Origin of the sequence: Pseudomonas sp. P129, from assembly GCF_020312195.1 — a bacterium.
Taxonomy (GTDB): Bacteria; Pseudomonadota; Gammaproteobacteria; order Pseudomonadales; family Pseudomonadaceae; genus Aquipseudomonas; species Aquipseudomonas fragariae.
Window position 1 is genome coordinate 1 of the sequence record NZ_JAGPYS010000002.1, and the last position, 22,473, is coordinate 22,473.

The window sequence follows — 22,473 nt, forward strand, 5'->3', positions numbered from 1 at the left end:
AGCGATGGCAGGACTTTCAGGCGTTCCGGCTAGCCAAGTATCGTCTGCGCTACGCGCAGCCGATACTTGGGCTGGTTTTTACACACTCTGGGCCATGGATGGCCCGTTGCGGCGACCCCCGGATCAGTGACAGGGCGAAGGAACCCGACGAAGTCGGGCCGGAAACAGGAGCGAAAGGCTTTGGTTACTTTGGCCTCATCAAAGTAACTCGCCGAGGGGCGAAAAGGTGGCCTGAGTCGGACCCCAATCCACCTGACAAAGAAGACCCGCAGCGTCACGAACTGCATTCTCACGCGCGATGGATAGCTGCTCTTGCGAGCTGATCAGCTCGACTCTGCAGCCTTGAGCTCACGCTGCTCGACGGCGACTGACCTGGACAGCACTGTGATCGCTGCCAGTGCGGCAATCACCAGGCCTGGCGAGGTAGCCAGCAGTACGCCGGCGGTTCCGGCGCCAGCGCCCAGCAGTTGTCCGGCTGCCAGGGGACCGGCGACCGAACCGAGACGGCCGATGGCCACTGCTGCACCCACACCGGTGGCACGTACCGAGGTCGGGTAGGCGGGCGGGGCCAGTGCATACAGCACCAACTGCGCGGCGATGACAAACACCCCGGCTGCAAACCCGGCAATGGCCATCGGTACGATACCGACCGACAGACCCACGCCTGCCAGCGCCGCGAGCAAACCGGCGTAGACGAACAGCACGACCTTGATGCCATTGCAGCGATCGAGCAACAACCCGCCCAGCAACGAGCCCAGCGCGCCGCCGATATTGAACAGCATCTGCACCATGCCTGCCTGCGGTTTGCTGAAACCCTGACCGATCAGCAGTGAAGGCAGCCAGTTGAGCAGCATGTACATCACGGTCAGGGTAAAGAAGTAGCCAAGCCATAAAGCCAGTGTCGTGCGCGCCCGGCCTTCGCCGAACAACGCAGTGGCGCTTGAATACCGAACGCTGTCAGCAGTGGTCTGCTGTTTGAGGGCGCTGGACTCGGGCAGTAACAGGATCATCAGCGGAGCTACCAGCAGCGGCACCAGACCGCCGATGATGAACGTGGTTTGCCAGTGCTCGCTGGTGAACATGGCCACAACCGCCGCGAGGGCACCACCCAATGGAACACCGGCGTACATGACGCTGATGGCCAGCCCGCGGTGACGTTCGCTGACGGCTTCTGCGCACAAGGCGATCAGATTGGGCAGCGCGGCCCCCAGACCCAGGCCGGTCATGAAGCGCACCAGCAACAGTCCGGAAAAGCTCTCGACATAAGCAGTGCTCAGTGAAAAGACCCCGAACAGCAGCACTGCGCTGACCAGAATCCTCTTGCGGCCGATGCGATCGGCGATCCATCCGCCAAAGAACGCGCCAGGCAGCAGCCCGATGATCCCGGCGCTGAATACCCAGCCCATCATTTTCGGATCGAGGGCGAAGGTCTGGCGCAATCCGGCGGCGGCCGTTCCCGCAGCCTGCAGGTCGAAGCCTTCGATGAGCGCAACGATAAAACACAAGACAATGGTCAGCGTCGATCGACGTAACGGACTGTTCATGGCAAGCCTCATTGTTGTTTTTGTTGTGGAGAAAAGCCTGTTCCCCAGCGCCAATCGAGGCGTTGTCACAGGTATTCATCAAGGTAACAAAAATAACTAAAAAGAGAATCTGGTCGAAAGACTCGTAAAAAACCGGGCTTAGTCTTTTAAAAACATTGAGTTAGAGGATTAATGTTGAGCGACCGATAAAGTAGTTAATCATATTAATGTTCGATTATCGGTCGGTTTGGATTGACGTCGCCGCTGAATATTTCAATTCTCTGCTCACGGACCTGCAATCAAGCGCCGGACCGACTCCAAAAACAACAACAATAAGTGGACACCGAACATGTCAAAGCTCGCTCATGATGCAGCAAGCACTGTGTCAGCTCCCTTTTTTAGTGGAAAACGTTGTGGCCTTGCGCTGGGCCTGCTGGGTATCAGTGCCATTCCCGACCCGGCACAGGCGCAGGGTTTTCTGGATGACAGCCATGGCACCCTGACGCTGCGCAACTATTATATGGACCGCGATTACAAGGATGATGGCACCAGGACTGCGACTCGGGAGTGGGCGCAGGGCTTCATCATGAATGCGGAGTCCGGCTTTACCCAAGGGCCGGTGGGGTTCGGCCTCGATGCGCGAGCGCTGGTCGGCGTGAAGCTGGATTCCTCGCCAGACCGCAGCGGCACCGAGCTGTTGCCGGTATCCGCCAGTGATGGCCGAGCGGCTGACGAGTATTCGCGGCTGGCCCTGACCGGCAAGCTGAAATTCCACGAAACCACGCTCAAGACCGGTGACGTGTCGATTTTCCTGCCATTCGCCTTCGCCAGTCCCTCGCGACTGTTGCCGCAGACCTTCCGTGGCACCACGCTGACCTCGAAGGATATAGATGACCTGACCCTCCATGCGGGCTACATCGACCGGGTCAACAAGCGTGACTCCAGCAACTACCAGCCCATCAGCATCGCTTCACCGAACCGCCGTTTCAACGGGGCGGCAACGTCGTCGCACATGGCTTATGCCGGAGGCGATTATCAGGTCGACAAGGACCTGAGCCTGCGTGCGTATCACGCCGAGGTCGACGATCTCTATACCCAGAACACTCTGGCCCTGTTGCACAAGCTGGCGATTGGCGACGGCGAACTGACCACCGATCTGCGCAGCTTTTTCAGCCGCGATACCGGCAGCGCGAAAGCCGGCGAAGTCGACAACCAGAACCTGTCCGCGTTGCTCGGCTACAGGTGGGGAGGGCACAGCGTCAGCCTTGGCTACATGCATTCCAGTGGCGACACGGCGACGCCTTATGTCTCGGGCACCGAGCTGATGGGGTTGAGCGAGATGACCATGAGCTCTGACTTCCTCAACGCCAAGGAGCGCACCTGGCAAGCTATCTACGACTATGACTTCACGGCGGTCGGGCTGGTCGGGTTGCGCAGTCGCCTGCGTTATGTGCGCGGCGACAACATCGAGCTGGCCGCTTTCAATGCCGATGATCGCAAGGAGCGTGAGTTTCAGATGGAGCTGGGCTACGTTGTGCAAAGCGGCCCACTGAAGAACGTCGGGCTGCTGGCGCGCAAGTCGATCTATCGCAACGATTTCCCGGCAGGTGCAGCCTTTCGTGACGAAAACCAGACACGCTTCATCGTGCAATACAGCTTGCCGCTCTGGTAATCACCCCGCCTTGACGGCAGGGAAGCCGTTTACGATTGATACACCTTTTTCAGCAACCTGAGCAGGTCCTGACGTTCCTTCTGATCCAGCGCGGCAGTGGATTCGAGGTCGCTGTCCACGGCGATCTGTTTCAGCTCGCGCAGCAGTGTTTCGCCGCTTTTGCTGAGAAAGATGCCGTACGAGCGCTTGTCCGGCTTGCAACGCACCCGGACGGCCAGCGCGCGCTCTTCGAGCTTGTTCAGTAACGGGACGACCTGAGGCGGTTCGATCGCCAGCGCCTTGGCCAGGTCTGCCTGCATGAGACCCGGGTTCTGCTCGATGATCGCCAGTGCCGAGAACTGCGCCGGGCGCAGGTCGTGTGCGGAAAGACGTCCGATCAGGTTCTGGAACAGCTTGAGCTGTGCGCGGCGCATGGCATAACCGATCAGATCATCCAGCGCAGAATCCGTTGGCAAACGTGCCTCGGCAGCCTGTACGGGAGCCTGGCAGGCGTCGGCGATGTCAGATGGCTTGGCCATTGAAAATGCGGTCCTTATGGTTTGATGGGTCAATCAGCCGATCAGTTTGCCGAGGTTGGCGAACGATAGCTATGGGGCATACGTGACTGTGACCAGCCTGTTCGGGCGGAGTGCCGAGATTTTGATTAATGTGAATAACAGTTAATTGACATAACTATATTTGCGGTTTAGCTTTGAGTCATCTTCAAGCCAAGAACAAGAGAGCATCGCCATGAGCAAATATGAAGGTCGCTGGTCAACCATCAAGGTCGAGATCGAGCAAGGTATTGCGTGGGTCATCCTCAATCGGCCGGAAAAGCGCAACGCCATGAGCCCGACCCTGAACCGCGAAATGATCGATGTGCTGGAAACCCTTGAGCAGGATCCCGATGCGGGGGTTCTGGTGCTGACCGGTGCGGGTGAGGCGTGGACCGCTGGCATGGACCTCAAGGAATACTTCCGCGAGGTGGATGCCGGACCGGAAATTCTTCAGGAAAAAATCCGGCGCGAAGCCTCCCAGTGGCAGTGGAAGATGTTACGCATGTACGCCAAGCCAACCATCGCAATGGTCAACGGCTGGTGCTTTGGTGGTGGCTTCAGCCCGCTGGTGGCCTGTGATCTGGCGATCTGCGCCGATGAAGCGACCTTCGGCCTGTCGGAAATCAACTGGGGCATTCCGCCCGGCAACCTGGTGAGCAAGGCCATGGCCGACACCGTGGGCCACCGCCAGTCGCTGTACTACATCATGACCGGCAAAACCTTCAATGGTCAGAAGGCCGCTGAAATGGGCCTCGTCAATGAAAGCGTACCGCTGGCGCAACTGCGTCAGGTGACCATCGATCTGGCCAATAATCTGCTGGAAAAAAATCCGGTGGTGCTGCGCGCCGCCAAGCACGGCTTCAAACGCTGCCGCGAACTGACCTGGGAGCAGAACGAAGACTACCTGTACGCCAAGCTCGACCAGTCACGTCTGCTGGACAAGGAAGGCGGGCGCGAGCAGGGCATGAAGCAGTTCCTCGATGACAAGAGCATCAAGCCCGGCCTGGAAGCTTACAAACGCTAGTCGGGTAACCAGAAATTTTAAAGCCGAGTCTGTCGTTCCTGATAAAGATAATAAAGAGGAATCACCATGCTGGACGTGCCCCTGCTGATCGGCGGCCAGTCGTGCCCCGCGCGTGACGGACGTACATTTGAACGCTGCAACCCGGTGACCGGCGAGGTGGTTTCACGGGTGGCCGCAGCGACTCTGGAAGATGCCGATGCGGCGGTCGCAGCCGCTCAGGCTGCGTTCCCCGGCTGGGCAGCGATGCTGCCCGGCGAGCGTCGGGCGCGTCTGCTTGAAGCTGCTGCGCAGTTGCAGGCCCGCAGCGGCGAGTTCATCGCTGCTGCCGGCGAAACCGGCGCAATGGCTAACTGGTACGGCTTCAACGTACGGCTGGCCGCCGACATGCTGCGCGAAGCGGCATCCATGACAACGCAGATTACCGGCGATGTGATTCCCTCCAATGTTCCCGGCAATTTTGCCATGGCGCTGCGCCAGCCCTGTGGTGTGGTCCTGGGTATCGCGCCGTGGAATGCGCCGGTGATTCTTGCCACGCGAGCCATTGCCATGCCACTCGCCTGCGGCAATACCGTGGTGCTCAAGGCTTCGGAGCTCAGCCCCGCCGTGCATCGGCTGATCGGCCAGGTGCTGCAGGATGCCGGGTTGGGTGACGGGGTGGTGAACGTGATCAGCAATGCGCCTGCCGATGCGCCGGCGATTGTCGAGCGTCTGATTGCCAACCCCGCAGTGCGACGGGTCAATTTCACCGGTTCCACTCATGTAGGCCGCATCGTCGGTGAGCTGTCGGCGCGGTATCTGAAACCGGCACTCCTGGAACTGGGTGGCAAGGCACCGTTTCTGGTGCTCGACGACGCCGATCTCGACGCGGCAGTAGAGGCTGCCGCCTTTGGCGCCTACTTCAATCAGGGCCAGATCTGCCTGTCCACCGAACGGCTGATCGTCGACCACAAGGTCGCCGATACCTTCGTTGCCAGGCTGACGGCCAAGATCAAAACGTTGCGCGCTGGCAATCCGGATGACAGTGAATCGGTCCTCGGGTCGCTGGTGGACGTGGGTGCCGGGACGCGCATCAAAGGCTTGATCGATGACGCCGTGGCGCGTGGCGCAACGCTCGTGATTGGCGGGCAGTTGCAGGGCAGCATTCTGCAACCGACGCTGCTCGACGGCGTGACAGACGCCATGCGCCTGTACCGCGAAGAGTCCTTCGGCCCGGTGGCCGTGGTGCTGCGCGGCGACGGTGACGAGGCGCTGTTGCGGCTGGCCAACGATTCGGATTTCGGTCTCTCGGCGGCGATTTTCAGTCGTGACACCAGCCGGGCCCTGGCGCTTGCGCAACGGGTCGAGTCCGGGATTTGCCATATCAACGGACCCACCGTGCACGACGAGGCGCAAATGCCGTTCGGCGGGGTGAAATCCAGTGGCTATGGCAGTTTCGGCGGCAAGGCTTCGATCGAGCAATTTACCCAGTTGCGCTGGGTGACGTTGCAGAACGGGCCACGGCACTATCCGATATGAGGCATCCGATATGAGGCCTCCGATCTGAACCCTTCCAGGCCGGCGGCAACGGTCTTTGCACAAGACTGAGCCTCCGGTGAGTCAGGCACAACAATAACAAGGCTGCAGCCTGGTGCTGCAACGCTCGGCCCGAACTGCTGCATGGCGTTTGGCGCCTGCGTACCTTGATGGAGAGAACGCACGTGAGTTCCGATATCAGATCGTCAACGCTGCAGAGTGAAGATAATCCACCGCGCTATCGTCAGGTCTCCATCGGCCACCCGCCCATCGAGGTGCGGGAAGAGCAGGGCGTTCTGCACATGCGGGCCCTGGAACCCCTGGCCCGGTTACCCGACCGGCTGCTCGACCGACTGGTGCATTGGGCGCAGTTGCGTCCGCAACAGACCTTCATTGCCGCTCGCGACAGCCGTGGCGGCTGGCGCAAGGTCAGTTATGCCGAGATGCTGACTGACGTGCGCGCTATCGCACAGAGCCTGCTGGCGTACGGACTTTCCGCCGATCGGCCGCTGGCGTTGCTGTCAGGTAATGACATCGAGCACTTGCAGCTCGCTCTGGGTGCCATGTACGCCGGCATTCCCTACTGCCCGGTCTCACCGGCATATTCGGTCATGTCTCAGGATTTCGCCAAGTTACGACACGTCTGCGACGTGCTGCGGCCAGGACTGGTATTTGTCAGTGATGCCGCGCCGTTTCAGCGAGCCATCGATGCGGTCATTGCGGCCGACACGCCGGTCATCACTGTACGCGGACAGCTCAATGGCAGGCCTGCGCTGAGCTTCGCCAGCCTGCTCGAAGAACCGGGTGGCAGCGAGGCGGATGCCGCTTTCCTGGCCAGCGGCCCCAACACCATCGCCAAGTTTCTGTTCACCTCGGGCTCGACCAAACTGCCCAAGGCGGTGGTGACCACCCAGCGCATGCTGTGTGCCAATCAACAGATGCTCTTGCAGACATTTCCGGTGTTCGGCGAAGAACCGCCCGTGCTGGTCGACTGGCTGCCCTGGAACCACACCTTCGGCGGCAGTCATAATCTCGGCATCGTGCTGTACAACGGTGGCACGTTCTATCTGGACAACGGCAAGCCAACCGTTCAAGGCTTCGCCGAGACCCTGCGCAATCTCAAGGAAATTTCGCCTACCGCTTACCTGACTGTGCCCAAGGGCTGGGAGGAGCTGGTCAACGCACTGGAGCAGGACGCCGAGCTGCGCGAGCGATTCTTCTCGCGTATCAAGCTGTTCTTCTTCGCCGCTGCCGGCCTGTCGCAAAGCATCTGGGATCGCCTTGACCGGGTGGCCGAGCAGCATTGCGGCGAGCGGATCCGCATGATGGCCGGACTGGGCATGACCGAGGCTGCGCCGTCCTGCACCTTCACCACCGGGCCCTTGTCGATGGCCGGTTACATCGGCCTGCCCGCACCGGGATGCGAAGTGTGTCTGGTGCCTGTGGATGGCAAGCTCGAAGGACGTTTTCGTGGTCCGCACATCATGCCGGGCTATTGGCGCTCGCCACAGCAGACTGCCGAAGTGTTCGACGAGAACGGCTTCTATTGCTCCGGCGATGCGATCAAGCTTGCCGATCCTGCGGCACCCGAGCTGGGCCTGATGTTCGACGGGCGTCTGGCCGAGGATTTCAAGCTGTCGTCGGGCGTGTTCGTCAGTGTCGGGCCGATGCGCAATCGGGCGGTGCTGGAAGGCTCGCCGTACGTGCAGGATGTGGTCATCACCGCGCCTGACCGCGAATGCCTCGGGGCGCTGGTGTTTCCCAGAGTGCACGAGTGTCGGCAACTGGCCGGGCTGGATGCACAGGCCACGGATGCACAGGTACTGGCCAGTGCGCCGGTACGTGAGTGGTTCGCCGGCTGGCTGGCGCGCCTGAATCAGGGCGCGAACGGCAACGCCAGCAGGCTGGAGTGGATCGTGCTGCTTGATCAGCCCGCGTCCATTGATCGCGGCGAAATTACCGACAAGGGGTCGATCAACCAGCGCGCTGTTCTGCAGTGGCGCGCAGACAAGGTCGAAGCGCTGTACCGTGATCAGGATCCGGACAAGCTCCGTGCCGAGCCCAAGGCATGAGTGGCAGCGGGCAGTATTCGGCATTCAGTGACGTGGCCATCGTCGATGCGGTGCGCACGCCCTGGGTGGATCTGGGCGGTGCTCTGGCACCTGTCTCGCCCATCGATCTGGGTATCAAGGTCGGCCGCGAGGTTCTGGCGCGTGCCTCCATTCAGGCGGATCAGGTCGACAGCGTACTGGCCGGTTCGATGGCGCAGGCCAGTTTCGATGCCTACCTGCTGCCCCGGCACATCGGCCTGTACAGCGGCGTCGCGCACAGCGTTCCGGCATTGGGTGTGCAGCGTATCTGTGCCACCGGTTTCGAATTGTTGCGCCAGGCCGCCTTGCACGTGGGCGAAGGCGGGCAGATGGCGCTGTGCGTCGCCGCCGAGTCCATGTCGCGCAACCCGATCGCGGCCTATACCCACCGCAATGGCTTCTCGCTCGGTGCCGCTGTGCAGTTCAAGGATTTTCTCTGGGAAGCGCTGTATGACCCGGCACCGGCGATGGACATGATCGCCACGGCAGACAACCTCGCAAGGCGTCATGGGTTGAGCCGTGAGGCGGTGGACAGCTATGCCTTGCTCAGCCATGAACGGGCGCTGCAGTCGCAGATTTCCGGTAAGTGGGCTGAGGAAATTGTGCCGGTCCGCAATGAGCGCTTTGCGCTGGAAGGCTATCAGCCGCGTGGCATCGAGTTGCCGCGAGGGGTTGAAGTGGTCGCGCAGGACAGCCATCCGCGTGCGACCCATCTGGCAGCGCTGTCGCGTCTGCGCGCCATTCACGCGAACGGGGTGCAGACCGCAGGCAATAGCTGTGCGGTGGTCGATGGCGCGGCGGCGGCCTTGGTGGGGCGTGCTTCACAATCGACGAGACCGGTGTTGGCGCACCTGCTGGCCAGCGCGGTGACGGGGGTGGCGCCAGAGTTCATGGGCATTGGCCCCGCACCTGCGATCCGCTTGCTGTTACAGCGCAGCGGGCTGGCACTGAGGGATATCGGTCGACTGGAAATCAATGAAGCGCAGGCCGCTCAGGTTCTGGCAGTGGCACAAACGCTGGAGCTTGACCACGAGCGGCTCAACTGCCTGGGTGGATCACTGGGCCTGGGCCATCCATTGGCCGCCACCGGGCTGCGTCTGGTCATGACCCTGGCACGTCAATTACGCGACACGGGCCTGCGCTACGGTATCGCTGCAGCCTGCGTCGGCGGCGGGCAGGGCATGGCGCTGCTGATCGACAATCCCCATTATGTGTCCAACCGTGTCTAGCCAGGAAAATACCCGCAAATGCGACATTTTCCTGCTTCAAACGCTACCCCCCACGCAGGTCATCCTTTAGCGCTTGACCGAATCGTGGCGAACAGTGAATCTCGCATCTCTCGATCCCACGGAACCCCGTCTATGCGTGCCCTCGCTGAGCTTTCTTTCGATTTCGTCTGGCATTTGATGTTCACGGATGACAAGCAGCTCGACCAGGATCTGGCGGTGCGCTCGCTGGAAAATCTTTGCGATTGTTTTTCGTCGATGTCCGACGAAGAGAAAAGGGCGTTCATCGCGGTGGCTCATGAACGCAAGGCGCGCCTTTTCGCTGTGCCCGATGCCGACGGCTACTCGCCGATACGCCTGGCCACCGAAGAGCAGGCGCAGTTTCTCGATCATGTGGTGTCCGGGCAGTTCTTCCAGCAGTTCGAAGAGCCCCTGGCGGCGGATGCCAGCGACCGCGTGGTGCCGATTCGCCGCTGAGTGAACGCAGGCCGCCCGGTTATTGCTCGACGGCTTCCTGCAACCTGGCGATGACCTTGATCTCGAAATCAAAGCCATACAGCCAGGTCACTCGGCCACCGGCACGCCATCCGCAATAGCGTGTCGCGGGTTCAACGCCGTGCCGACAGTTGCTGCGGGGCCAGAAATGCATCGTGGAAATAGTTGCGGAATGCCTGCATCGCCGGGCTCAGTTCTCGTTCGCGGTGCCAGGCCAGGCCGACGCTCATGGGCGTTACCGTGTCGGTGACGGTGATCGTTTCGATACGCTTGCCTTCCAGCGACCAGGGGCGATGCACCAGATCGGAAAGGATTGCCACGCCGCTGCCGTTGGCGACCATGCTGCGCACGGCTTCCACCGAGCTGGTGCGGATTCTGACGTTGGGCTGCTGTCCGGCCAGCTCCCAATAGCGCATGGCGCTTTGTTCGGCTTCGTCGACGGTCAACAGGATATAGGGCTCCTGCGCGACATCGGCGAGGCTGACAGAAGCGCGTTGGCACAGTGGGTGATGGCTGGACAGCCATAGGCGGCGCTCGGAGTTGAACAACGTTTCCGAGATAATATCCGGGTGAGTGATATTTGCTGTCAGCACCACCGCCATGTCGAAGCGACCTTGCAGCAGGCCTTGTTCGATGGCGTGTCGTTCCTGCTCATGCACTTCGATGGCCACGTCCGGGTGCCAGTGTTCCAGGCGCTGCAAATGATGCGGCAGGAAGTAGCCGATGACCGTGTAGCTGGCGGCCAGGCGCAATACGCCGCTGGCGCGGATATCGGGCAGCGGGCTGTTCAGCGCATCATCGACGCTGCGCAGGATGACGTAAGCCCTGTTGAGAAAGTGGCGGCCTGCTTCAGTCAGGCTCATGCCTTGCGCCGAGCGCTGAAACAGCAGGGTGCCGAGCATGCCCTCCAGTTCCTTGATCGCCGTGGTGACCGCCGATTGGGAAATGTTCAGGTGAATGGCCGCCTGCGAGATCTGCCCGATCTCGGCAGTTGCCACGAAATAACGGACCTGGCGCAAGGTCAGGGACATAAGCACTCCAGACAGAGGTTCCAATGGGCGGGGTATCTGTTTTTCAGAAGATGGCGTATCTGTTAATAGATCTACCCAAGGGGTGCAACTGAATTTAACGTGGTTTGCATGAAGCCGGATAGCCCCTTGTCCGGCCAGCCACAGGAGCAACAGCCATGCAGGTGGATTTCAACTCGGACATGGGTGAAAGCTTTGGCGCGTGGACCATTGGTGACGGCGTCGATACTGAATTGATGACCTATATCAGCTCCGCCAATGTTGCGACCGGTTTTCACGCCGGTGACCCTGGCACCATGCGCCGCACGATCGAGCAGGCGAAACGCCTGGGCGTTGCGATCGGCGCACACCCAGGGTTCCGCGATCTGGTCGGCTTTGGCCGCCGACATATCAACTCGACGCCCCAGGAACTGGTCGACGACATGCTCTACCAACTGGGTGCCCTGCGCGAGCTTGCGCGGGTGCAAGGCGTGGCCTTACAGCATTTCAAACCCCATGGCGCCTTGTACATGCACCTGGCCAGGGATGAAGCCGCAGCCCGACTGCTGGTGGAGAACCTGCAGCGCCTGGAGCCTGATTTGCTGCTCTACTGCATGCCCGGTTCGGTTATCTGCAAGATCGCCGAAGAGCTGGGCCAGCCGGTGATCCGCGAGTTCTACGCTGATCGCGCTTACGACCTCAGCGGCTCCATCGTCTTCACTCGTCACGTACGCGCCCTGGACCCGACCGAAGTCGCAGCCCGCGTGGTGCGCGCGTGCCTGCAAGGTCTGGTGCGTACTGTCGAGGGTGAGGACCTGAGCATCGAATTCGATTCGATCTGCCTGCACAGCGACACGCCGGGCGCGCTGGACCTTGCAGAAGCGACACGCCTGGCGCTAGACGCTGCAGGCATTGAGGTGCGTGCACCGCGTTGAGTTAAAGGCATCGTGTGCACAGACGCACGAGCCGTGTTACTGATTTTTGCCTGCCGTTCTACAACGATTTCAAGAAAGGAACAGACATGGCTGATCCGATTCGCTACAGCTTTGGCGCTGATGAACATCTGTTCGCCGAGGTCAGTGACAGTATGTCGCTGGAAGCATTTTTCAAGGGGCTGGCGGTGACCCGTGCGGTCGAGCGTCTGGCGCTGGACGGTGTGCTGGACGTGTGCCTGGCCAACGCGTCATTCCAGATTCGTTTTGACCCGGACCGCATCGCACCACACGTCTTGCTTGAAGCGGTGAGGGCGGCCGAGGCCGGTGCGGTCGCCGAACGTACCCTGCAGACCCGGATCATCGAGATCCCGGTGCTGTACAACGATCCATGGACCCACGAGACCCTGATGCGTTTTCGTGACCGCCATCAGGACCCCGGTTCCACCGACCTGGAATACGCTGCGCGCATCAATAACCTGGCGGATGTCGATGCCTTCATCGCCGCACACAGCGGCGCACCGTGGTTCGTTTCGATGGTCGGTTTTGTCGCCGGTCTGCCGTTCATGTTCCAGATGGTGGAACGCGAGCGTCAGCTGCAGGTGCCCAAATACCTGCGTCCGCGCACCGATACTCCCAAGCACACACTCGGCCACGGCGGCTGCTTCGGCTGCATCTATTCGGTACGCGGAGCGGGCGGTTATCAGATGTTTGGCGTCACTCCTGCGCCGATCTATGACCCACAGCAGAAGCTGGCCTACCTGAAAGAGCACATGGTGTTCTTCCGGCCGGGCGATATCGTCCAGTTCAAACCGCTTGACCGGCAAGCCTATGACGAGGCTGTCGCAGAGGTGGAAGCCGGGCGCTTCGACCTGCTCATCCGCCCGGTCGAGTTTTCCCTGGATGCCTTTCTGGCCGATCCGGTGGGCTATCCCAAGTCGTTGCAGGAGGTGCTGGCATGATCAAGGTGCTCAAACCCGGTCTGGCCACCTCGGTTCAGGACCTCGGTCGCGAGGGCTATTATCACCTGGGCATTCCGCCCTCCGGTGCGCTCGACCAGTACGCCCTCAGCGCCGCCAATCAGCTGGTCGGGAATCCACCCGGCGCTGCCGGGCTTGAATGCACGCTGCTGGGACCGGAACTGGAGTTTCAGTGCGATACGTTGGCTGCGGTCTGCGGCGCACACATGGCGGCGCGCCTCGACGGTGTGGAAATGCACCACGACACCGCCTTTGCGGTGAAGGCCGGGCAAGTGCTGCGTTTCGACTTCCCCAAGGACGGTGCGCGCACCTATCTGGCCGTCGCCGGCGGCATTGATGTGCCGCTGGTGCTGGGCAGCCGTTCGACTTACACGCTGGGTGCGCTTGGCGGTTTTCAGGGTCGTAGACTGGCCGCTGATGACCAGCTGCCGATAGGCACACCCAGCGGCAAGGGACGTGCCGGCGCCAGTCTGCCAATGGCCTTGCGCCAGTCTCTGGGTGGTGAGGTGTACCTGCGGGTCGTGCCGGGCCTGTATTACGAGCGCCTGACCGAATTTGCTGCCACCAGTTTTTTCTCCGAGCCCTGGAGCGTAGGGTCGGAAGCCGACCGCATCGGTTATCGCTTCAAGGGGGGCAGGGCGCTGACCTTCCAGCCCAGGGAGCAGCCCTTCGGCGCCGGTTCCGATCCATCCAATATCGTCGACAGCTGCTACCCGATCGGTTCGATTCAGGTGCCTGCCGGGCTGGAACCGATTGTGTTGCACCGTGATGCGGTGTCGGGCGGGGGCTACGCGATGATCGGCACGGTGATCAGCGCGGACCTGGATCTGATCGGTCAGATGCAACCCAATCAGACCGCCCGATTCGTGGCCGTAACGCTGGAGGAGGCGCTGGAGGCGCGCAAGTCATACAAGAAGAAGCTGGCGTGCCTGAGCAAACTGTTTCCTTCCTGAGGCTGTCAGTCGGCCTGCCCGGACTCCAGTTGTGCCCGCATCTTCGCGCGGCACACCTCGAGTATTTCGTCCGCCAGCGGTGAGTCATTCGGGCAGCTGCGTGACAGCAGCAGTGCCCCCAGCGCATGGGCAAAGCGGTCGATGGTATTTGCCCGTGCCTGCTTCCATTCTTCGTCGTCGGGCGCTGCCTGCGCGGGAGCAAGCGCTGCCAGCAGGCTTTCGATGCCTTCGGCGAAGGTTGCTTTGACCTCGTCCGACTGGCGCGCTGCATCGCCGCTCAGCGCGGCCATGGGGCAGCCCGTGCCAAGGTTGTCGCGATGCTCTCGTGACAGGTAGTAATCGATGAACTGCGCTGGATCGATGCCGGTCGATTTCGCCACGGTCTGCGCGATGGCGCAGGCTGCCGACTCGGCCATCAGGTCGGATTTGGAAGCGAAATGCTTGTAGAACCCGCCGTGGGTAAAGCCTGCCGCAGCCATCAGATCGGCCACCCCGACACCGTCATAGCCATGCTCGCGAAACTGGACGGACGCCGTCTCGACGATGTGTGCCCGGTTGGCCTGGGCCTGCGCCTTGGTAACTCTCATGCAGGTTGCCTCTTTGCCTGTCTGGTGGTGGCTGTCTGGGCCTGGAAGAGCGTGAATATAGCATTGATGCTGACCGTCATCAAAACCGCTGATCGCCAGGATGTTATGTCCATGAGGTGGTTGAAGAGCAATAGGGATCTTCGCCTGCGCGTTGAAAGTGTTAGCGTATTCCCCGCGTTTGTCTTTGTAACAAGAAAGCTCAGACTAGCCGCCAATCTTTCCATTGCTTCCCTTGCGCGGCACAAGAGTGACGAGCGTCATCACGGCTCTCGCGCAAAAAGCCCCAATGCTGATGGGCAGTTGGCCCCTCAGGAGAACACACCATGCATCGAACGAAAACTTCCGCAGCACTGGCCATTCTTTGCGCCGCCACACTCGCTACTTCGCTGGCCTACGGCGCGACCGCCATTTCATTGCCTGCCAGTGCGCCTGCCGACAAACCGATCGGCAAGCTCGAACAGGTGCATGCCTTTTATGACGCGATGCCTACCGGCGTGACGGTGACTGAAACCGGACGGATCTTCGTCAATTTCCCGCGTTGGGGTGACAAGGTGCCGTTTACCGTGGGCGAGATTCGTGACGGCAAAGTGGTTGCCTACCCCGATCTGGCGGTCAACAAGGAGAACCCCAAAGACCCTGGCGACGGGCTGATCAGCGTGCAGAGTGTGGTCGCCGACGGCAAGGGTCGTGTCTGGCTTCTGGACACGGCCGCACCGGGCTTTGCGTCTCCGCGTCGAGGCGGCGCCAAACTGGTTGCGGTGGACCTGGCCACCAACCGAATCGTCAAGCGCCTGGTGTTTCCGGACAACGTCATCTTGCCCGGCACCTATGTCAACGACATGCGCTTTGACTTGCGCAAGGGAGCGGAGGGGACGGTCTATGTAACGGACTCATCCTTGAGCGGGCCGGGTGCGATCATTGTCATGGACATTGCCAGCGGCCACGCCGTGCGGCGCTTGAACGGGGCGCAGGCTACGTCTGTCGATCCGGCTTTCGTACCCGTCGTCGAAGGTGTTGCTGTGCTGGGCGATGGCCCGAACGGAACGCGCAAACCGGTCGGCGTCGCCTCGGACGGCATTGCGTTGTCGGCAGACGGCAAGACACTGTATTTTTCGCCGTTGTCCAGCCGTCATCTGTATGCCGTGGCCACCGAGCTGTTGAACGACAGCAAGGTCAGCGAGCAGCAGTTGGCAGCGGCGGTGCAGGACCTCGGGGAAAAAGGCGCTTCGGATGGCCTGGAGGCTGATGCCAAAGGCGCGGTATACGCAGGCGACTACGAGCATAATTCGATTCGCAAACGCCTGCCGGATGGCACCTGGCAGACGGTGGCACACGATCCGCGCATGCTGTGGCCTGACACCTTGTCGATCGGCCCGGATGGCTACCTGTACTTCATCGTCAACCAGCTGCACCGCCAGGCCAACTTCAACGTCGGCCACGACAAGCGGGAAAAACCCTACAGCCTGCTGCGTTTGAAAATAGACGCTGCGCCCGCACCTACCCATTGATCGAATCGAATACCGGAGCATCGATAATGAACGCACCTGCAAAGCCATTGGCCTTGATGGCAGTCCTGAAAGCCAGTGCCGGCAAAGAGTCGGCCCTGAAACACGCATTATCGGGACTCGTGGAACCGACCCGAGCGGAGCCGGGCAATATCGAGTACACACTGTTCGAAGCGCGTGATGAGCGCGGCACGTTCTACATGCGTGAATGCTTCAAGGATCAGGCAGCACTGGACGCCCATGTCGCCACGCCGCACTACCAGCAGTTCGCGGCGGTCAGCGGCGAGTTGCTGGCAGAGCCGCCGCAGCTGATATTTCTTGATCAGGTATCGAGCTGAGTGTCCGAAAGGGCCCGGTCAGTCCGGGCCCATTCGCAGTGAGTTGATCAGTTCTGCGAAAGGAGTGGGCTAATGAACCAGCACACAGCATTGAGCACCGCCGATATCTCAGAAAATATTGATCGGGTAACTCACGATCACCCGGTGCTCATCGGAATCACGCTGGCTGGCGAATTCGGTGCGCAGTTGCGCGTGGCGTAGCGCGATGCTGAGGTTTTTTGCCGGGCCGGACTGCACCACATAACTCAGGGTCACGTTGCGTTCCCATTCCTTCTTGTCGCCGTCGGACGTCTGGATGTTCGAGCCGCTTTCATACATCGCCAGGAAGTTCAGGCCGAGGACGCCCAGTCTGGCGAAGTCGTAGCCATAGCGAACCTGCCAGGTACGCTCTCCGGCACGCTGGAATTTACCGATCATTGACTCGGTCATGAAATAGGCAGTCGAGCCGTCACCCTGATTCAGCCAGACCGCGTCACTGTCGCCGGTCACGGCCTGGTAACCCGCAGCGAACGTATGGCCATTGATCAGGTAAGTGAACTGGGCGCTGGACAGGCGGCTGTCGACTTCACCCTTGGTGACGCCGTTGCCGTAATAACCTACTGTGTAGAACGCTGGGTCGTGACCGTTGGCACCGTCCGAGCGGTTGTCGAAATGGCGCAGGTCGGTGCGCAGGGTGCCTGGACCCAGTTGCATGTCGTATTTCAGGCCCAGAAAGTTCTGTTTGTAGAAGTTTTCCAGGTTGCCGTAGTAGTACTGCAAGGTCAGGTCTTTTGTCGGTTTGTAATCGACGCCTGCATAGTAGAACTTGTTGACGAACTCGCCGGTCAGCGGGTTGTTTGCACCCGGAATGGACATGCCCATCTGATTGGTCGAACCACGGCCCATGACATGTTCCAGCTGGCCTGCCGTGAAGGTGAAGTCCTTCAGGTCGCCAGACTGAATCTGCCCGCCACGAAAAGTCTGTTGCAACATGCGGTCGGTGGACATTACCACCGGCAGCATCGGCACCAGCGTGCCGTATTTCAGTTCGGTTTTGGAGACGCGTGCCTTGAGCGTCGCCCCCAGGCTGCTGAACTCGTCGACCGCACGACCGTCGCTGTCCGTGGGGAAGATATTGCCGTTGAACGCCGTGCTTTGCGGGTTGTAGTGACGGCCTTTGCCCGAGTCCAGACGAATGCCCAACTGGCCGAGTGCGTCGACACCGAAGCCCACTGTGCCCGGCGTGTAGCCTGACTGATAGTTGAGCATGAAGCCCTGGCCCCACTCCTGCGTGTAGTTCGGGTCGGCAGCGCCGCTGCGATTGTCTGCGTTACTGAAAAAGTTGCGCGCGAGAATGCTGGCCTTGCTGTCCTCGAGAAAACCTTCGGCGTAGCTCTGCTGAGCGATCAGCAGACCACAAAAGCCCGCAACGAAAGGGGTGGCGCGATTGATACGCTCCATCGGGTTCATCCTCATGCTGTAATTAAGTGTTTTTTGAGAGGCAGAGTCAGGCGGCAGTCAGGTTTCTTGTTATTTTTCAGGCGCAGGTGTTGCACATGAATCCGTTGCAGGCGTTGTTGCACCGGGTACCCTATGAAGGGTGACGCGAGGCAGACGATGCAGCACCAGCAGCGCGAGCACGCCCAGCCCGGCGCATGTCAGCAGCCCCGTGCCCACCGCCTGGGCGAGGGCGGTGCGGGCTATCAATAGCGCCGCATCGACATCGGCGGGCATGTGCTGCAGCAGAACCTGAGGGTCGGCCAGGCGCGGTAGGGCCGCCGCCTGACCTGCTGCGTTCAGCGCACTTTTCAGGTTGGCGACATACAGCACCTTGACCAGCACGCCCATGGCCGCCGTGCCCAGCAAACCGCCGACCAGTCGCAAGGATTGGGTCAGTGCCGTGGCGATACCGAGAAATTGCCGTTCGGCGAGCGTCTGGGTGAACACGGTCAGGTTGAGCAGAATGAAACCCAGCCCCAGCCCCGCCAGCAGAATGAGCCCCAGCAAGGTGCTGAACCCGGCATGCAGCCCGACCAGTGCCAGGGCAATGCAGGCGACTGACAAGGCCGCGAACCCGGCGACCGGCAGCCGGTTGGGGTTGGCCATGCGTGTGACGATCCGGCTGTTGACGATGGCGCCCAGCGTAATGCTCAGCGCCAGCGGGGTAAGCAGTAACCCGGCGTCTTTTGGCGAGTAGCCGTAGCTGCCCTGCAAGAGCAGCGGCAGGTAAAAAAGAAGGGTGAACATGATGGCGCCGGCCAGCAGCGACATGATGAACAGCAGGCGGATGCTGCGGTTGGAGAATAGTCCGGCGGGGAGCAAGGCAAAGGCACAACGGCGCTCCTGAAACCAGAGCCCGGTCATGGCGACGAGGGTTACAGCGCCACAGGTCAGACTGATCGACAGGGAGCGCTGGCCCAGCCATTCGACGAACAGTTGCAGGCTGCCCAGCGTCAGTACGATCAATAAAGCCCCGAGCCAGTCGAGCCGGATCGCACCGGCAGAATGGGCTCGATGCCCTTGCGGGCGATACCACGGCAGAAAGCGCCAGGCAAAAAACAAGGCAACCACGCCCAGGGGCAGGTTCAACCAAAACACCGAACGCCAGCCAAACTCGCCGGAAAGATAACCCCCCAGCCCCGGACCGATGGCATTGACCACGCTGAACATGGCGCTCAGCAACACCTGCCAGCGCAACCGCTGGCGGGTGTCGGGAAACAGCTCCGGCACACAGGCAAAGGCGGTACCGATCAACATGCCGCCGCCCACACCTTGCAAGGCTCGCCCGATCACCAGCACCAACATGCTGTCTGCCAGTGCGCAGAGCAGCGAGGCCAGCGTGAAGATGACTGTGGCGGCCAGCACGAACGGTTTGCGCCCGTAAAAATCGCCCAGCCGGCCAAAGATCGGGATGGTCACGATAGAGGCCAGCAGATAGCCGGTGGCGACCCAGGCGTACAGCTCGAAACCGTTGAGCTCGGCGACAATGCTGGGCAGTGCGTTGCCGATGACCGTCTGATCCAGCGCGGAAAGGCCCAGCACCAGTGATATGCCAAGCATCGCCAACAACGCCTGTTTGAAGGTCAGGGCTGGATGGCTCGGCGTTGTCATGTCGAGGTGCTCAGCGCAACGCAGCGACAGCAGTCGCCATGCGCGCGCAGCCGTCTTCAAGGGTTTCCAGTGCTGTAGCCGTAGACATCCGGAAAAACGGTGCCAGGCCATAGGCGGTGCCTGCGACAACGGCCACGCCCTGACTTTCCAGCAGGTAGAGCACCACGTCGGTATCGGCTTCCAGAAGCGAACCTGACGGCGTGGTTTTGCCGATCAGTGCCCCGCAATTGACGTAGAGATAGAACGCGCCTTGCGGCTTGATGCAGCTCAGGCCTTCAATGGCGTTGATCAGCTCAAGGCAACGATCACGGCGCTGTCTGTAGACCTTGACGCTGTCGCTGACAAAAGACTGGTCGCCGTTCAGCGCGGCTACTGCGGCGGCCTGGCTCACCGAGCAGGCGTTGCTGGTGGACTGCGATTGCAGGGTCGCCATCGCCTTGATGATATCGTCGGGGCCTGCGGCGTAGCCGATGCGCCAGCCGGTCATGGCGTAGGTTTTCGACACGCCGTTGATGATCAGCACGCGTTCACGCAGCGCCGGCTCGACAGTGAGCAGGTGGCTGAGTGGGGCGTCGTCGTAGCGTATGTGCTCGTAGATGTCATCGGTCATGACCAGCACGTGCGGGTAATCAAGAAGTACGTCGGCCAGCGCGCGCCATTCGGATGCGCTGTAGGTGGCACCGGTCGGGTTGCTCGGCGAGTTGAGCAGCAGCCAGCGGGTGCGCGGCGTGATCGCATTGCGCAGTTGCGTGGCAGTCAGCTTGAACCGGTTTTCTTCCGGGCATGCCAGGGTCACAGGGCGACCATCGCAGGCCAGGACCATGTCCGGGTATGACACCCAGTAAGGCGCGGGAATCAGCACCTCATCGTCGACACCCAATGTCGCCGCGAATGCATTGAAGATGGCCGCCTTGGCACCACTGGTGACCACGATCTGGCCTGGCGCATAAGCAAGGCCGTTTTCACGCTGCAGTTTTGCGGCGATAGCCTCGCGCAGCGCTGTGGTGCCAGCGTTCAGCGTGTAGCGCGTTTCACCGTTCTCGATGGCGGCACAGGCGGCCTGACGAATGTGCGCCGGCGTGTCGAAGTCCGGCTCGCCAACCACCAGATTGATGATCGATTTGCCTGCGCGCCGCAGTTCATTGGCCCGATCGGCAGCGGCGCTGCTTGGCGACGGTTTGATGCGGAGCACGCGGGCAGCGATGCGAGATGCGGTCACGTTGGCATTCCTCGTTGATGGCCTTGACGGGGAATACGTTACGAGCCAGCGAGGCGCGCGCCATAAGACGAGTTCGTTCTGGGTTGATAGGCAGCGCTTATGACCGCAGATGAACCAGCGTCGCACCAAAAGCGGGCGGGCAATGGTTGCAGGGGGATCAGCGCCTGACAAACCCGATCAGCGGCAGCTGACATAGCAATTGCTTATGCCTGGTTTTTTCAGGGCTGGCCTGGGTCTTGCTGAACCCTGTATGTCGTGACTCTGGAGTGCAGCACCTTGAACCTTCGCCGTTTGAAATATTTCGTGAAAATTGTCGACATTGGCAGCCTGACCCAGGCCGCCGATGTGCTGCACATCGCACAACCTGCGCTGAGCCAGCAGTTGGTGACGCTGGAGGCCGAGTTGCAGCAACAGTTATTGATCCGCACCAAGCGCGGTGTCACCCCGACCGAGGCGGGCAAGGTGCTGTACGGGCATGCTCAGGTGATCCTGCGCCAGTGCGAGCAGGCGCAGAGTGACGTCAACGCCAGCGGTCTGGCGTTATCGGGGCCTGTGTCGGTAGGGCTGGCACCCGGCACAGCCGCTTCGACGCTGTCGCTGCCGTTGCTCAAACGCGTACGCGAGCGTCATCCGGGCATTCTGCTGTACCTCAATGAGAACTTTGGCACCACCCTCAGCGAGTTGATCATGAACGGGCGCATGGACATGGCCGTTCTCTATGGCGGGCGCGAGGTGCATGGCCTGAGTTTCGTGCCGTTGATACGCGAGCAGTTGTACCTGGTGAGTGCCGAAGAGGCGCTCCAGGGGCGCGAGGAAATTCCGCTCAGCGAGCTGGCCGATATCGACCTGCTGTTGCCGCGCACCTACAACACTGTCCGGCGTCTGGTGGACGAGGCATTTGTGCGTATCGAGCGCAGTGCCCGTGTTGTGGCAGAAGTCGAATCTTCGACGACGCTGGCCGCAGCAGTGGCCGATCGATTCGGCTCGACCATTCTTCCCGAGTCTGCTGCACGGGTGCTGGCAGACACGCATGCGGTCAACCTGAGCCGCATTGTCGAACCCGAGATCGAAGCACCTCTCGCGCTGTGCCTTTCCGGGCACTTGCCGCTGTCGGTTCCGGCTCAGGCGGTCAAGGCGATCCTTCTGGAACTGGTCGCGGAAATGCGCGGCAACCGCCGTACGCAATGATAGCGACGTCATAAGGGGCGCTTATCACCCCACAGTCAAACCGTCTTGGCGGTCAAAAACCTGTCTCGTTACATTGCCCTCAGCCACATTTCATTTGCCAGGCAAGGGCTGTTGCATGAAACCGGAACGTATCAAAGCACTTATCGACCTGATGGCCGAATCGGACCTGAGCGAACTGAGCCTGTGTGAAGGCGACGCGCAGCTGCGTTTACTGCGCGAGCCCGTTCAGGTCGCCAACCGCGTCAACCCGGCTGTTGCGACAGCGCAGACGACGCCCGCCGCGCGCCCTGTTTCTGCGGCTCAGGCAAGTACGACAGCCGCCGTGCAACAGACACAGGCCTGCGCTTCGCTATACGGGGTGTTGCACCTGACACCGGCACCCGACCAGCCACCTTTCGTCGAGATCGGCACGTCCGTCGAGGTGGGGCAGACCTTGGCCGTGGTCGAGGCCATGAAGATGTTTCATCCGGTGCAGGCTGAAGCGGCAGGGGTGGTGAGAGCCATTCTGGTTGCCAATGGCGAAGAAGTTCAGGCCTGTCAGGCGCTGTTCAGCATTGCGTGATGGTCTTGAGTTGCCTTGCCGACCGTCTTGCGGG

Annotated in this window: 20 protein-coding genes; 13 read left to right on the forward strand and 7 right to left on the reverse strand. The window is 61.0% G+C overall.

Going from position 1 to position 22,473, the window contains the following annotated elements:
- Positions 1 to 323: 323 nt before the first annotated feature.
- Positions 324 to 1,544: a 3-(3-hydroxy-phenyl)propionate transporter MhpT gene (gene mhpT / locus KBY02_RS05755; protein ID WP_225649984.1), complete on the reverse strand. Its 1,221-nt coding sequence runs from the start codon at positions 1,542 to 1,544 to the stop codon at positions 324 to 326.
- Between the two features lie 328 nt (positions 1,545 to 1,872).
- On the opposite strand from mhpT, the gene KBY02_RS05760 reads away from it, so the two are divergent.
- Positions 1,873 to 3,195, forward strand: a complete 1,323-nt coding sequence (locus KBY02_RS05760) for an OprD family porin (protein WP_060406277.1) — start codon at positions 1,873 to 1,875, stop codon at positions 3,193 to 3,195.
- A gap of 29 nt (positions 3,196 to 3,224) precedes the next feature.
- On the opposite strand, the gene KBY02_RS05765 is transcribed toward KBY02_RS05760, so the two are convergent.
- The gene (locus KBY02_RS05765; protein ID WP_003401022.1) at positions 3,225 to 3,713 is read right to left on the reverse strand and encodes a MarR family winged helix-turn-helix transcriptional regulator; all 489 of its coding nucleotides are present in this window, start codon (positions 3,711 to 3,713) and stop codon (positions 3,225 to 3,227) included.
- Between the two features lie 211 nt (positions 3,714 to 3,924).
- Here KBY02_RS05765 and KBY02_RS05770 point away from each other — a divergent pair, with 211 nt between their 5' ends.
- The 5 genes from KBY02_RS05770 to KBY02_RS05790 all read left to right on the forward strand — a co-directional run bounded on the left by KBY02_RS05770 (position 3,925) and on the right by KBY02_RS05790 (position 10,060).
- Positions 3,925 to 4,755, forward strand: a complete 831-nt coding sequence (locus tag KBY02_RS05770) for a p-hydroxycinnamoyl CoA hydratase/lyase (protein ID WP_003401024.1) — start codon at positions 3,925 to 3,927, stop codon at positions 4,753 to 4,755.
- A gap of 66 nt (positions 4,756 to 4,821) precedes the next feature.
- Positions 4,822 to 6,270 carry an aldehyde dehydrogenase gene (locus tag KBY02_RS05775; RefSeq protein WP_024660133.1) on the forward strand — a complete coding sequence of 483 codons (1,449 nt, stop codon included), beginning with the start codon at positions 4,822 to 4,824 and terminating at the stop codon, positions 6,268 to 6,270.
- A gap of 182 nt (positions 6,271 to 6,452) precedes the next feature.
- Positions 6,453 to 8,339, forward strand: coding sequence for a feruloyl-CoA synthase (locus KBY02_RS05780; RefSeq protein ID WP_058823099.1), 1,887 nt, complete (start codon positions 6,453 to 6,455; stop codon positions 8,337 to 8,339).
- Positions 8,336 to 9,586 (forward strand): thiolase family protein, encoded by a 1,251-nt coding sequence (locus KBY02_RS05785; protein WP_104684250.1) that lies wholly within the window; start codon positions 8,336 to 8,338, stop codon positions 9,584 to 9,586. The genes KBY02_RS05780 and KBY02_RS05785 overlap by 4 nt, the downstream gene beginning before the upstream one ends.
- A gap of 132 nt (positions 9,587 to 9,718) precedes the next feature.
- On the forward strand, positions 9,719 to 10,060 hold the full coding sequence (locus KBY02_RS05790) for a hypothetical protein (RefSeq protein ID WP_003401038.1): 342 nt from the start codon (positions 9,719 to 9,721) through the stop codon (positions 10,058 to 10,060).
- Between the two features lie 131 nt (positions 10,061 to 10,191).
- Here KBY02_RS05790 and KBY02_RS05795 read toward each other — a convergent pair whose 3' ends face one another.
- On the reverse strand, positions 10,192 to 11,109 hold the full coding sequence (locus KBY02_RS05795) for a LysR family transcriptional regulator (protein WP_003401040.1): 918 nt from the start codon (positions 11,107 to 11,109) through the stop codon (positions 10,192 to 10,194).
- A gap of 155 nt (positions 11,110 to 11,264) precedes the next feature.
- Here KBY02_RS05795 and KBY02_RS05800 point away from each other — a divergent pair, with 155 nt between their 5' ends.
- The 3 genes from KBY02_RS05800 to KBY02_RS05810 all read left to right on the forward strand — a co-directional run bounded on the left by KBY02_RS05800 (position 11,265) and on the right by KBY02_RS05810 (position 13,950).
- Positions 11,265 to 12,020, forward strand: coding sequence for a 5-oxoprolinase subunit PxpA (locus KBY02_RS05800; RefSeq protein ID WP_003401042.1), 756 nt, complete (start codon positions 11,265 to 11,267; stop codon positions 12,018 to 12,020).
- Positions 12,021 to 12,106: 86 nt separating this feature from the next.
- On the forward strand, positions 12,107 to 12,979 hold the full coding sequence (locus KBY02_RS05805) for a 5-oxoprolinase subunit B family protein (RefSeq protein WP_003344902.1): 873 nt from the start codon (positions 12,107 to 12,109) through the stop codon (positions 12,977 to 12,979).
- A complete protein-coding gene (locus KBY02_RS05810; RefSeq protein ID WP_011267917.1) occupies positions 12,976 to 13,950 on the forward strand; it encodes a biotin-dependent carboxyltransferase family protein in 975 nt (324 codons plus the stop codon). The genes KBY02_RS05805 and KBY02_RS05810 overlap by 4 nt, the downstream gene beginning before the upstream one ends.
- A gap of 5 nt (positions 13,951 to 13,955) precedes the next feature.
- Here KBY02_RS05810 and KBY02_RS05815 read toward each other — a convergent pair whose 3' ends face one another.
- Positions 13,956 to 14,537: a TetR/AcrR family transcriptional regulator gene (locus KBY02_RS05815; RefSeq protein WP_011267916.1), complete on the reverse strand. Its 582-nt coding sequence runs from the start codon at positions 14,535 to 14,537 to the stop codon at positions 13,956 to 13,958.
- Positions 14,538 to 14,860: 323 nt separating this feature from the next.
- Here KBY02_RS05815 and KBY02_RS05820 point away from each other — a divergent pair, with 323 nt between their 5' ends.
- A complete protein-coding gene (locus KBY02_RS05820) occupies positions 14,861 to 16,045 on the forward strand; it encodes an L-dopachrome tautomerase-related protein (RefSeq protein ID WP_096136103.1) in 1,185 nt (394 codons plus the stop codon).
- A gap of 26 nt (positions 16,046 to 16,071) precedes the next feature.
- Positions 16,072 to 16,380, forward strand: coding sequence for a putative quinol monooxygenase (locus tag KBY02_RS05825; protein ID WP_104684245.1), 309 nt, complete (start codon positions 16,072 to 16,074; stop codon positions 16,378 to 16,380).
- 108 nt (positions 16,381 to 16,488) lie between these two features.
- On the opposite strand, the gene KBY02_RS05830 is transcribed toward KBY02_RS05825, so the two are convergent.
- From KBY02_RS05830 to KBY02_RS05840, 3 genes are all read right to left on the reverse strand, one after another.
- Positions 16,489 to 17,820 (reverse strand): OprD family porin, encoded by a 1,332-nt coding sequence (locus KBY02_RS05830; RefSeq protein WP_104684243.1) that lies wholly within the window; start codon positions 17,818 to 17,820, stop codon positions 16,489 to 16,491.
- Positions 17,821 to 17,889: 69 nt separating this feature from the next.
- Positions 17,890 to 19,470, reverse strand: a complete 1,581-nt coding sequence (locus KBY02_RS05835; protein WP_096126818.1) for an MFS transporter — start codon at positions 19,468 to 19,470, stop codon at positions 17,890 to 17,892.
- 10 nt (positions 19,471 to 19,480) lie between these two features.
- Positions 19,481 to 20,689: an aspartate transaminase gene (locus KBY02_RS05840; RefSeq protein ID WP_024661182.1), complete on the reverse strand. Its 1,209-nt coding sequence runs from the start codon at positions 20,687 to 20,689 to the stop codon at positions 19,481 to 19,483.
- Positions 20,690 to 20,965: 276 nt separating this feature from the next.
- On the opposite strand from KBY02_RS05840, the gene nac reads away from it, so the two are divergent.
- Together nac and KBY02_RS05850 are read left to right on the forward strand one after the other, a co-directional pair.
- Positions 20,966 to 21,877, forward strand: coding sequence for a nitrogen assimilation transcriptional regulator NAC (nac, locus tag KBY02_RS05845; protein WP_003394172.1), 912 nt, complete (start codon positions 20,966 to 20,968; stop codon positions 21,875 to 21,877).
- Between the two features lie 115 nt (positions 21,878 to 21,992).
- On the forward strand, positions 21,993 to 22,439 hold the full coding sequence (locus KBY02_RS05850) for an acetyl-CoA carboxylase biotin carboxyl carrier protein (RefSeq protein WP_096126808.1): 447 nt from the start codon (positions 21,993 to 21,995) through the stop codon (positions 22,437 to 22,439).
- The last annotated feature ends 34 nt before the right edge of the window (positions 22,440 to 22,473 follow it).